The 12,762-nt window shown below is 29.9% G+C and carries 11 protein-coding genes; 7 read left to right on the top strand and 4 right to left on the bottom strand.

What is annotated here, in order from left to right; genetic code table 11:
- Nucleotides 1-170 precede the first annotated feature (170 nt).
- The 3 genes from FIA58_RS01685 to FIA58_RS01675 all read left to right on the top strand — a co-directional run bounded on the left by FIA58_RS01685 (nt 171) and on the right by FIA58_RS01675 (nt 2,989).
- Entirely contained in the window at nt 171-659 is a 489-nt protein-coding gene (locus FIA58_RS01685; protein WP_140959365.1) for a T9SS type A sorting domain-containing protein, read from the top strand.
- A 5-nt stretch (nt 660-664) separates the two neighbouring features.
- Nucleotides 665-2,032: a hypothetical protein gene (locus tag FIA58_RS21280; RefSeq protein WP_208022737.1), complete on the top strand. Its 1,368-nt coding sequence runs from the start codon at nt 665-667 to the stop codon at nt 2,030-2,032.
- A 195-nt stretch (nt 2,033-2,227) separates the two neighbouring features.
- Complete coding sequence (locus FIA58_RS01675; RefSeq protein WP_140959363.1) at nt 2,228-2,989, top strand: hypothetical protein; 762 nt, start codon at nt 2,228-2,230, stop codon at nt 2,987-2,989.
- A 65-nt stretch (nt 2,990-3,054) separates the two neighbouring features.
- Here the strand turns inward: FIA58_RS01675 and rho are convergent, their stop codons facing one another.
- Nucleotides 3,055-4,773, bottom strand: coding sequence for a transcription termination factor Rho (gene rho, locus FIA58_RS01670; RefSeq protein WP_140959361.1), 1,719 nt, complete (start codon nt 4,771-4,773; stop codon nt 3,055-3,057).
- Nucleotides 4,774-4,958: 185 nt separating this feature from the next.
- Between rho and FIA58_RS01665 the strand changes: the two genes are divergently transcribed.
- On the top strand, nt 4,959-5,372 hold the full coding sequence (locus FIA58_RS01665; protein WP_140959359.1) for a DUF4293 domain-containing protein: 414 nt from the start codon (nt 4,959-4,961) through the stop codon (nt 5,370-5,372).
- Between the two features lie 81 nt (nt 5,373-5,453).
- Here FIA58_RS01665 and FIA58_RS01660 read toward each other — a convergent pair whose 3' ends face one another.
- Complete coding sequence (locus FIA58_RS01660) at nt 5,454-5,918, bottom strand: hypothetical protein (RefSeq protein ID WP_140959357.1); 465 nt, start codon at nt 5,916-5,918, stop codon at nt 5,454-5,456.
- Nucleotides 5,919-6,037: 119 nt separating this feature from the next.
- Nucleotides 6,038-6,532, bottom strand: coding sequence for a metallophosphoesterase family protein (locus tag FIA58_RS01655; RefSeq protein ID WP_140959355.1), 495 nt, complete (start codon nt 6,530-6,532; stop codon nt 6,038-6,040).
- Nucleotides 6,533-6,663: 131 nt separating this feature from the next.
- On the opposite strand from FIA58_RS01655, the gene truA reads away from it, so the two are divergent.
- The 3 genes from truA to lpdA all read left to right on the top strand — a co-directional run bounded on the left by truA (nt 6,664) and on the right by lpdA (nt 10,665).
- Nucleotides 6,664-7,401, top strand: coding sequence for a tRNA pseudouridine(38-40) synthase TruA (truA, locus tag FIA58_RS01650; protein WP_140959354.1), 738 nt, complete (start codon nt 6,664-6,666; stop codon nt 7,399-7,401).
- Between the two features lie 54 nt (nt 7,402-7,455).
- Nucleotides 7,456-9,204, top strand: a complete 1,749-nt coding sequence (locus tag FIA58_RS01645) for an ABC transporter ATP-binding protein (RefSeq protein ID WP_140959352.1) — start codon at nt 7,456-7,458, stop codon at nt 9,202-9,204.
- Between the two features lie 72 nt (nt 9,205-9,276).
- Nucleotides 9,277-10,665, top strand: coding sequence for a dihydrolipoyl dehydrogenase (lpdA, locus tag FIA58_RS01640; protein ID WP_140959350.1), 1,389 nt, complete (start codon nt 9,277-9,279; stop codon nt 10,663-10,665).
- A 328-nt stretch (nt 10,666-10,993) separates the two neighbouring features.
- On the opposite strand, the gene FIA58_RS01635 is transcribed toward lpdA, so the two are convergent.
- Nucleotides 10,994-12,433: an MFS transporter gene (locus tag FIA58_RS01635; protein WP_140959348.1), complete on the bottom strand. Its 1,440-nt coding sequence runs from the start codon at nt 12,431-12,433 to the stop codon at nt 10,994-10,996.
- Between the last annotated feature and the right edge of the window lie 329 nt (nt 12,434-12,762).

The raw sequence follows: 12,762 nt of genomic DNA, 5'->3' as shown, positions 1-12,762 counted from the left end.
AGAAATTATTTTAGCTCTACTTTATACCTTCATAGGTTTTATTGTAATAAACATGTTTTTGTAATATTTTTATTAATTATTTTTTACGTATAATTTATTTTTTTAAGATTTTTTTTATTATATTTATAATAAATTAAGTTAAAAAATTGTAATCAATTAAATTAAACTATATGAAAAAAAACAAACTCTTATTTTTCCTAACAACCATTTCCTTTATAGGAATCACTAGTTGTTTTGCACAAGAATCACCCACGGCTTCTGGTGGTGATTTAATAGGCTCTAACGGATCTGTATCCTATTCTGTCGGACAAGTTGTATACACAACTAATACTGGTTCTAATGGATCTGTTACTCAAGGAGTACAACAACCTTATGAAATCTCTGAAGTCCTATCTACTGATAACTTTTCAGAACTAGTTAAAAATTTAAAAGTATTTCCAAATCCATCTACTGATGTTTTGACATTAAACATGATTAATACTGGTGATCTACAGTTAGATTATCAAATTGTAGATATTAATGGTAAAGTTTTAAAAGCTGAAAAAAATATCCCTAATGTAACCAATATAACTGTTTCTGCTTTCCCATCTGCAATTTATTTCCTAAAAATAACTAATCAAAACAAAGAAGTTAAAACATTTAAAATAATTAAAAAATAAAACATATGAAGAAATTATACACATTATTGGCTACAATTATCTTTTCTCTAAGCACATTTGCACAAGCTCCAGAAAAAATGAGTTATCAAGCCGTGGTAAGAGATGCTAGTGATGCTTTAATAGTATCAACAACAGTAGGAATGCAAATAAGCATACTACAAACTACCTCTACAGGAACTGCTGTTTATGTTGAAACACAAACACCTACAACCAACGCAAATGGATTAGTTAGTATTGAAGTAGGAAACGGATCTGTTGTTTCAGGTGATTTTACTACAATAGATTGGTCATCAGATTCTTATTTTATTAAAACAGAAGTAGACCCACTAGGAGGAACTTCTTACACAATCACTGGTGCAAGCCAATTACTTAGCGTCCCTTATGCTTTATTTGCCAAAAACTCAGGTGGTGTAGCAGGTGCAGAATGGAATACAAATGGTAACAATATAAGAAACACAAATTCAGGTAGTGTTGTTGTTGGTTCAAGTGTACCTAATTCTAATATGAATTTCGTAGTTTCTACTAATGCATCACCTAAAGTTGCAATTGGTAATAATGGAGGGTTTAATAATGTTAATTCTGGAGAGTTACATTTTGTAGAAGATGTGACTTACGCTTCTGAATGTGGTCTTAAAATTCAGCATAATGGTGCTGCGAATAGTTTGTATATTATTGGTGGATGTTCTTCTCCAGACACAATAGCTAGATTTAACAGAAGTGGTTATTCTAACATAAGACAATTAAGACTAGGGTTGAATTATAACACTAATCCAACGACGCAACTTTCTGTAGATGGTGATTCAGATTTTACAGGTAATTCAGATTTTACAGGTAATGTAACTATTACAGGTGACTTAAATGTTACAGGAAACATTTCTAAAGGTGGTGGTACTTTTAAAATCGATCACCCATTAGATCCAAAAAATCAATATTTAGTACATAGTTTTGTTGAATCACCAGAAATGATGAACATCTATTCAGGAAATGCAACTACTGATGCAAATGGTTATGTTACTGTTACACTACCAAAATATTTTGAAGCAGCCAATAAAGATTTTAGATACCAATTAACTTCAATAGGTTCTTTTGCACAAGCTATCATAAAAGAGAAAGTTACTGGTAATAAATTTGTTATTCAAACAAGTACTCCTGGTGTAGAAGTTAGCTGGCAAATAACTGCCGTAAGAGCAGATAAATATGCTAACAAAAATAGAATTGTTCCAGAAAAAGAAAAAGAATTCAAAGGAACTTATTTACACCCTGAATTATATGGTGCAAGTACAGAACAATCAGAAACTTATGCTAGAAACCAAAAATCCATGCAAGAAGCAGCTGTAAAAGTTAAAAAGAAAAAGAACGCAGACGGTCAATAGTTAAAAAAATAAATTATATTAATAAAACACCTAGTAAATAAAATACTAGGTGTTTTTTTATATAAAAAGCGGGTTATTCAACCTATAAATAATAGGCAAAATAGATATAAAACAAGGTTCATTAACTAACACTAGAACATATACTTATCTGTAATTTTGAAGAATAAATGAATTACTAATTTAAATCTTAATTACATGGACACATTAGAAAAATCAAAGACAACAATTGAAAAATATGAAAATGCAATTGTTACATTTGACAAACAAATTACAACTTATGACTTTTTACATTTAGGAAACAACAACCCTTATTCATTTACAGGAGAAATGCATAACAAATGCCTAGACTACCTTATCAAAAAAGTAAAAACACCAAGCACCAAAAATTTTATCAATACCGCAGGAGAGTATTATGTAAACAATGATTCAGGTTTTATTAAAAAACTAGATGATTCATTTATTGAAAAGCTATATATTTTAAGTGATTCAATTTTATTAGAAATTAAAAAAGAAAATAAAGTAACCATGAAACTAATAAATCATTTAAAAGCAAATAATACCATCAAATCAGAACTTTCATGGATATTAGATACACTGCTAAATTTTGATATCATAACCGATTCTTTTATAGACAAAATTGAACAGTTAAATCAATGGGAATTTAGAATTATCAATAGCAAATACGAGCAAAATTCCATTATACCTCTTTTAATAGGAAGTGCAGTTGCAAGATATAGTTTACATTATTGGTATGATAGTTTAGAATTAAGTTCTAACTCAAAAAGTGCTAGAAAAAAGAACTGTCTAAGAGCAGTGTTCACCGTGGCAGCTGATGTAATTGGCGCTACTGGTGGAGCTGTTGCTGGTTTTACTGTTGGAGGTCCAGTTGGTGCAGCAGTTGGCGGAGTTGTTATGGGAGGCGCTATGTCTGGTGCAGCCTATTCAATTTTTAGATAACTAAAAAGTATAAAAAAACTTCAAAATAATTATATCTTGAAGTTTTTTTATGCTTTTTGAAAAATTTATTCATTCATAGAAATCAAAAACTCTTCATTATTTCTAGTAGTTTTAATTCTTTTTTCTAAGAACTCCATTGCTTCAATAGGATTCATATCTGCCAAATATTTTCTTAAAATCCACATTCTATGAATTGTAGTGTCATCTAACAATAAATCATCTCTACGTGTACTTGAAGAAACTAAATCAATAGCAGGAAAAATACGTTTGTTAGAAATTCTTCTATCTAATTGAAGTTCCATATTTCCAGTTCCTTTGAATTCTTCAAAGATAACTTCGTCCATTTTAGAACCTGTCTCTGTAAGAGCTGTTGCTATAATACTTAAAGAACCTCCATTTTCAACATTACGAGCTGCTCCAAAGAAACGTTTGGGTTTTTGTAAAGCATTAGCATCCACACCTCCACTCAAAACCTTTCCTGAGGCTGGTTGAACTGTATTATAAGCTCGCGCTAAACGCGTAATAGAATCCAACAATATAACAACATCATGACCACATTCTACCAAACGTTTTGCTTTTTCTAAAACGATATTAGCAATCTTAACATGCTCTTGTGGTTCACGGTCAAAAGTTGAAGCAACAACCTCACCTTTAACACTACGTTGCATATCAGTTACTTCTTCTGGACGTTCATCAATTAATAAAACGATCATATATACTTCAGGATGGTTTGCTGCGATAGCATTCGCAACATCTTTTAGCAACATCGTTTTACCTGTTTTTGGTTGAGCAACAATCATTCCACGTTGTCCTTTACCAATTGGAGAAAACAAATCTATAATACGAGTAGAAATTGTACTTCCTTTTTCAGCTAGTCTAAACTTTTCAGTTGGAAAAACAGGAGTTAAATGTTCAAAAGACACTCTATCACGAACCACTTGTGGATCATGTCCGTTAATTTTCAATACTTTTACTAACGGAAAGTACTTTTCTCCTTCTTTTGGAGGTCTTACCACACCTTTAACTGTGTCACCAGTTTTTAAACCAAACAAACGAATTTGAGAAGTTGATAAATAAATATCATCCGGAGATGCTAAATAATTATAATCAGATGAACGCAAAAAACCATAGCCATCAGGCATCATTTCTAACACACCTTCACTTTCTATAATCCCATCAAATTCAAAATCTGGTTCTCTGAAATTATTTTTAGTATTTTGATTCTGATTTACATTTCCATTAGCCTTTTTGTAAGCAGGATGATTAGGATTATTCTGATTTGCTTTATGATTTGGGTTAGGATTTGGAGCCTTATTTTGAACAACTTGTTTTGTAGTCGTTTCATCAACTGCAACCTCTTTAGATTCTTGTTTTTGAGAAACATGAACTTCTTTAACCTCATTAACCTTAGCATTTGTCTTCTTTGGCTTTGTCGGCTTTGGTTTCGGTACAGTAGCAATAGGTTCAACTTCTTCTACTTTTGGTTCTAGTTTTACCTCTTTATCTATTTCCGATTTATCTTTAAACGGACTAGGATTAGGTACTTTTTTTTCTATTTTAGAAGTAATTACTCTTGTTCTTTTTGCTTTTGGAGTTGTTTCTTCAGGTTTAGTAGTAGCAGTTTCTTCTACTTTAATAGTTTCAGGATTAGCTGCTTGAACATCTAGAATTTGATATACTAATTCTTCTTTTTTCAATGTTCTGTATTTCTTTACTTTAGCAACTTTAGCAATTTCCTGTAATTCAGAGAGTTTCATCTCTTTTAATACTTCAATATCAAACATGGATATATATGAATAAATTATTTAAGATTTTGGTCAACAAAAAAAGTGAGATTTTTTTTGAGATTATACAAATCGTAGAATGAAGTACTTACGATTATGTCATGCAATAATACGAATAAAATTGAATAAAACAATAGTTTTTTTAAAAAAGAAAATCTATTTTTGCTGTGCTAAGTTAGATAAAAATGATTCAAAGAATTCAAACTTTATACATGGCAATTAGTTGTATTGCAACCGCTGCACTTCCATTTGTTTTTTCTTTATGGAAAGAAATTGGAAGCGAAACACCTGTTTTCTTTACAATTTCTATTCCTTATATGTTATTATTTGGATTTATATCTTTGATAACATTAATTAGCATTTTTAGTTTTAAAAAGAGACAAACACAATTTGTTTTAAATAGATTGTCTATAATATTTAACTTTATTTTACTAGGATTTTTTGTGTATCGAACACTAAGCTTATCCGGAGAAACGGAAGTTTCTGAGAAGGGTATTGGGATGATTCTTCCTGCCATTTCTATCGTTTTCCTTGTTCTAGCCAATAGAGCAATTAAAAAGGACGAAGATCTCGTAAAATCTGTTGATCGATTGCGATAAACCTAACATCTTAGTTTATTAGTGCGTTAGAAATCCGAATCTTTATGGTTCGGATTTTTATTTTTATAAATTTATTAAAAACTAATATCTCTCACCTAAAGAAGTTAAATATAAAAAGTCCCCAACGTCATTAAAAACTAGAACAAAAAAATTATCTGAATCTGCTATTCCTACATTGTAAAATTCTGTTCCATTATCTTTAGTGATTTTTGAAGCTTCGTTTACTTCAAAAGTGGGATATTTTCTCTTTAAGTATTCTAAAATGGGGACTTTTAAAGAACTTATAGCAATACTTTTTTCGATTGCCTTTATCTTGTCTTCTTTATCATAACTCACTAAATATTTTGAATTTCCTTGTAAAAACTCAACCTCAAATCGAAGCTGATCTCTATATTTCCCTCTGTAAAACATTGACCAACTAACATCTTTAGCTCCTTTAAATTCTTTTTCAAAATTTAATTTTAAATGTGGTGGAACACTGATCTTTTCTTGTGCATAACTTATAAAAGAAACACACATGACTAAACTTAAAATTATTTTTCTCATGATTATCTTTTCAAATTAATACTATAAATTTACGATTACTAATTCACAAATAAAGCATGATTAAATAAAAATTAACAATAAAAATAGCCACTTTTCTACAAAATAATAAGAAATAAACATCACTTCTTCCCCACTTCAATCACTTCTAAATTCTGAATTTTATCACCATCAATTTCAAAACGCAACATCGTTCTTACTTGATGAAAACCATGTTTACCAATAGCCCCAGGATTCATATGTATTAATCCTAATTTCTTATCAGGCATTACTTTTAGGATATGTGAATGGCCACAAATAAATATTTTTGGAGGATTTTTATTTATTTCTTCTCTTATTTCCATGTTATATTTACCAGGATAACCTCCGATATGTGTTATCCAAACATCAACACTCTCACACATAAAACGATTGTGCAAAGGAAATTCTTTCCTAGCTTCATGATTATCTATGTTACCAAAAACAGCACGTAAAGTCTTCTCTTTTTTTATAGTATCTGTCACAATTAAATCACCAATATCTCCTGCATGCCATACTTCATCAGCTTGGCGAACATATTTCATTATTTGATCATCTATATAACTATGTGTATCTGAAAGTAAAAGAATCTTTGTCATGTTGCAAAAGTAATATAAAGTACAAAATTTAATTCTCTTTTTTATTCATTATTAGCAAAGTTTGGGATTTAGAAATTGAATAATGGAATTTGAATTTCGTAACTTTGCCACTTTGTAAAAATAAACTTGATTTGAGATATTTTATCAAATTTGCCTATAACGGAAAAAATTACTTTGGTTTTCAAATACAACCTAATGCGATTTCTATTCAAGAAACTCTTGATAAAGCACTTAGTTTATTATTAAAACAAAAAATTGAAATCGTTGGTGCAGGAAGAACAGACAGTGGTGTACATGCAAAAGAAATGTTTGCACATTTTGAATATGACGGAGAGATTGATGCTAAATATTGGACAAAAAAACTAAATTCTTATCTACCAAATGACATCGTTATTTTTGATTTTATTAAGGTAAATAATGATGCTCATGCTCGTTTTGATGCTACTAGTCGTACATATGAGTATTATATTCATACTTTTAAAGATGTTTTCAATCAAGAGGGAAGTTGGTATTTTTTTAAAGATTTAGATATAAACCAAATGAATAAAGCTTGTGAGCTACTTTTTAAGCATATTGATTTCGAATGTTTTTCAAAAGTAAATACAGATGTTCATACTTTTAATTGTAAAATAACAAAAGCTTATTGGGTTCAAAAAGAAAATCAATTAATTTTCACCATAAAAGCAGATCGTTTTCTACGAAATATGGTTAGAGCAATTGTAGGAACTATGATAAATATTGGTTTAGGTAAAATTTCAATTGACGATTTTGAAAAAATAATTAAAAGTAAAAACAGAAGTAAAGCAGGTTTTTCGGTTCCAGCACACGGTTTATACTTAGTTAAAGTTGATTATCCTTATATTAATTAGATAGTAAATAAAGTGATTATTATTAAAGATCACTTCATGAAATACAAAACATAAATGAGCGCTATAAAGCCAAAATCTTTAAAAAAAATAATGCGATATGCTAAACCTTATCAAAAAAGGTTTAACTGGGTAATAATTTGGGCTATTTTATTATCCATTTTTGCAGCTTCTCGCCCCTATTTATTAAAACAAACCGTTGATGATTATTTAAAAAATCATAATAAGGAAGGATTATTAATATATGTAATAATCATGGGAGTTGTTTTACTTTTAGAAGTAGTTTCTCAATTCTTCTTTACTTATTGGGCTAATTGGTTAGGTCAAGATATAATAAAAGATATAAGAGATAAATTATTCAAACATATTACTTCATTTAAAATGAAGTATTTTGACAATGAACCTGTTGGCAAACTAGTAACGAGAACTGTTTCTGACATCGAATCCATAGCAAGTATTTTCAGTCAGGGATTATTTATGATTGTAAGTGATATTCTTAAAATGATTGTTATTATTGGGATAATGTTATACATGAATTGGGAATTAACACTTATCGTTCTTTTAGCAATGCCAATATTAATTTACGCAACTAATATTTTTCAAAAGAAAATGAAAGTTGCTTTTAACGAAGTACGAAACGAAATCTCAAATCTAAATACTTTTGTACAAGAACGATTAACGGGCATGAAGATAGTTCAACTATTTAATCGAGAAAAAATTGAATATGAAAAATTCAAAGAAATCAATCAAAAGCACAATAAAGCTTGGTTAAAAAACATCTTATACAACTCTATCTTCTTCCCTATTGCTGACTTTGTTTCCTCTCTAACACTAGGAGCTATCGTTTGGTACGGTGGAATGCAAATATTAAATGGAGAAACAAGTACTACCTTTGGTGATTTATTTACCTACACTATGTTAATTACCATGCTTTTCAATCCTTTACGACAAATTGCAGATAAGTTTAATGTTATGCAAATGGGAATTGTAGCTGCTGAACGTGTTTTTGAAATTCTAGAAACTAATAGCCAAATTCAAGATATTGGAAACAAGTTAGCAACTCGATTTGAAGGAATTATATCATTTAAAGATGTTCGATTTAGTTATCTAGAAGGAGAAGAAGTTTTAAAAGGTATTAATATGGATATTCCTGCTGGTGCAACTATTGCAATTGTAGGAAGTACAGGAGCAGGAAAATCTACAATAATTAATTTATTAAATCGATTTTACGAAATAGATTCAGGAACTATAACAATAGACAATACAACTATTAAAGAATATACTATAGAGAGTTTACGTAAGCAAATAGCTGTAGTTTTACAAGATGTCTTTTTATTTGCCGATACTATTTATAACAACATAACACTTTATGATAAATCTATCACAAAAGAAGATGTAATCTTAGCTGCTAAAAAAATTGGAGTACATGAATTTATTATAAACCTTCCAAATGGTTATGATTACAATGTCAAAGAAAGAGGAGTCATGCTATCTTCAGGTCAAAGACAACTAATTGCTTTTTTACGAGCTTATGTAAGCAATCCTAGTATATTAATCTTAGACGAAGCTACCTCTTCAATTGATAGTTATTCAGAAGAATTAATACAAAGTGCAACAGAGAAAATCACTAAAGGACGAACTTCAATTGTAATCGCCCATAGATTAGCAACTATCATGAAAGCTGATAGGATTATAGTAATGGATAAGGGTGAAATTGTAGAATCTGGTTCACATTCTGAATTATTAGCTTTAGAAAATGGCTATTACAAAAACCTTTACGATTCCCAATTTTCAATTCAGGTATAATCTTTTAAAATAATTCCTTAAATTCGCAAACGATAATTATTACAATTACTTTTTTAATATAAAAATCAAAAAATGAAATACGACATCATTGTTTTAGGAAGTGGTCCTGGTGGATATGTAACAGCAATTAGAGCATCGCAATTAGGCTTTAAAGTAGCTGTTGTAGAGAAAGAAAATTTAGGAGGAATTTGTTTAAATTGGGGTTGTATTCCTACAAAAGCCTTACTGAAATCTGCTCAAGTATTTGATTATTTAAAACATGCTTCAGACTATGGTTTAACCGTTAAGGAGTTTGATAAAGATTTTAATGCTGTTGTAAAACGTTCTAGAGACGTAGCAGAAGGAATGAGTAAAGGCGTTCAGTTCCTAATGAAAAAAAATAAAATTGATGTAATTGATGGTTTCGGGAAACTAAAATCAGGAAAGAAGGTTGATGTTACAGATAAAGATGGGAAAGTAACTGAATATTCTGCAGACAATATCATTATAGCTACTGGTGCTCGTTCACGTGAGTTACCCAATTTACCTCAAGATGGTAAAAAAGTAATAGGCTACAGACAAGCCATGACTTTACCCGAGCAACCAAAGAAAATGATTGTTGTAGGTTCTGGTGCAATTGGTGTTGAGTTTGCACATTTCTATAATGCAATGGGAACTGATGTTACTATTGTAGAATTTATGCCAAATGTAGTTCCAGTTGAAGACGAAGATATCTCAAAACAATTTGAGCGTTCTATGAAAAAAGCAGGTATCAAAGTGATGACTAATTCTTCTGTAGAAAGAATTGATACCTCTGGAGACGGTGTAAAAGCATTTGTAAAAACAGCAAAAGGAGAAGAAGTTCTAGAAGCCGATATCTTACTTTCAGCAGTTGGAATCAAAACAAATATTGAAAATATTGGTTTAGAAGAAACTGGTATTGCAACTGATAGAGATAAAATTTTAGTAAACGATTTCTACCAAACTAATGTTCCTGGTTACTATGCTATTGGAGATGTAACTCCTGGTCAAGCCTTAGCACATGTTGCTTCTGCTGAAGGAATATTATGTGTAGAAAAAATTGCAGGTTTACATGTAGAACCATTAGATTATGGAAACATTCCAGGTTGTACTTATGCCACTCCAGAAATAGCTTCTGTTGGTATGACAGAAAAACAAGCTAAAGAAAAAGGATACGAGTTAAAAATTGGTAAATTCCCTTTCTCAGCTTCTGGAAAAGCAAAAGCAGCTGGAACACCTGATGGTTTTGTAAAAGTTATCTTCGATGCTAAATACGGAGAGTGGTTAGGTTGTCATATGATTGGTGCAGGTGTTACCGATATGATTGCAGAAGCAGTTGTAGCCCGTAAACTAGAAACTACAGGTCATGAAATCCTAAAAGCAGTTCACCCTCACCCAACCATGAGCGAAGCAGTTATGGAAGCAGTAGCTGATGCTTATGGAGAAGTGATTCATTTGTAAAAAAGAAATATCTAGATATAAAAGAATTCCGTTTAGTTCTCTAAACGGAATTTTTTATTAAAAAAACTTAGTAAATTGAGTTAGATAATTTTTTAGAAGCACCAAAAAAGCATTCATAAGAAAAATACACCTGCTATCCGTTCTATCTTTTCTTTTTCTTATAAAAAGAAAAGGATGCCACTACTATCAGGGCTAAAATAGACATTTATCATTTTAAACACCATTTCAATACTATTTAAAATTCATTAGTAAAAGAAATAATATCTAACAAAAAAATCCGACTTGATGACAAATCGGATTTTTTTGCTATTAAAAAGGTATTCATTTTTTAATGTCCACCACTTACTTTTTTATCAAAATTAATTCCTTGATTCATTAAAATTCCACCTACTTTCCAAGCATAAAATGCTAAGTAAGCAAAGCAAAAAATTCCAACAATGTAGCTAAAGTGAGGTGTTGTTTGATCTGCAACATAACCTTGAATCCAACTAACAATTCCTCCACCCATAATCATCATAATTAAAAAATTACTCCCTTGAGTGGTATGTTTTCCAAGCCCACTAATAGCCAAAGTAAAAATACACGGCCATAAAGTACTACAAAAAAGACCAACACTAGTAAAAGCATAAACACTCACCATTCCAGAAGTAGTCATTCCTATTAAAAGTGCAACAATTCCAAATAAAGAGAAAAGCAATAACATTCTTACTGGATTTGCTTTACTCAAAATATCAGCAATAATTAATACTAAAATAATTAAACCATATACATAAAATGGTTGCAACTCTTTTCCTGACAAATAACTTGCAAAAAGAAACACTCCAAAAGCTAAATAAGGAGCAACAAATTTTAAAATTTTTCTCCATTGAAGATTATCTGTAAAAGCCTCAACTGCACCTGTCCATCTCCCAATCATTAAACTTGCCCAATATAAAGAGACATAAGGAGCAACTTCACTTATACTCATTCCTAAACCTGACTCTAAATAAGCAGGTAAATTACTTGCCGTAGAAACCTCTACTCCAACATAAACAAATATTGCAATCATACCCATAACTAATTGAGGATATTTTAAAGCAGAACTTCTTACAACTATTCCTTTATTATCTTCTACCTCAATTTCTTCTTCAACTTTATTTGGTAAACTCGAAAATTTCAATAAAATAGCTACCAAAGCAAAAGCCAAACCTAAAATTAGATAAGGTACTTTTACAGTAGTAACATCTATTACAGTATCAGCTGTTGAATTAGCTCCAAAAATAGCAAAAGTGACAATTAATGGTCCTATAGTTGTACCAAAATTATTTATTCCTCCCGCTAAAGTTAATCTCTGTGAGCCTGTTGTAATTGAACCTAAAGCAATTGCCAAAGGATTCGCAACAGTCTGTTGTAATGAAAAGCCTAACCCTACAATAAATAATCCTGAAAGCATTAATGGAAAAGAACCTGTATTTGCTGCAGGATAAAACAATAATGTTCCCAATGCTGAAATTAATAACCCTAAGGATAAACTATTTTTATAACCTAGTCTTCTAACAATATCTTTTTTTGATAAATGTGATATTAACATATATAAAATTGCTCCCACAGTATAAGCTACATAAAAAGCAACAGAAACTAATTGACTTTGTCCTTGTGATAAATCAAATGCTTTTTTAAAAACTGGTATTAAGATATCATTACTTGCTGCAACAAATCCCCAAAAGAAGAAAACTGATACTAAAGGAATAAATTGCGCCCAATTGGTTTTGGTTTGGTTTGTACTCATAATTTAATTAAAGATTAGATTTATTTGTTGTCTTAATTTTAACATTTATAACTATTATTCCTTTTAATTATAATAATGATAAAATTAGAGTAAAAATTTTCATAAATATACATTTATAAGATTTTCCTTAGCAACTTTTTTAAAATTAGTTATTAACGAAAACGATTTCTTAACTTATTTTTTATCATTTTGATAAAAAATTATAACGATTCCAATTATTAATAACTCTATTTTTGGAAATCTAATTTATAGTAAAATTCCTAAATAACTTAAAAATTAGCAAAAATTATAGTTTAGAATTAAATATTAAACTTATTTTTGTTTCCATA

It is taken from the genome of Flavobacterium jejuense, assembly GCF_006491595.2.
In the GTDB taxonomy this organism is placed as follows: Bacteria; Bacteroidota; Bacteroidia; order Flavobacteriales; family Flavobacteriaceae; genus Flavobacterium; species Flavobacterium jejuense.
The sequence above is the reverse complement of the archived record's forward strand: the minus strand, read 5'-3'. Positions and strand labels throughout refer to the sequence as shown.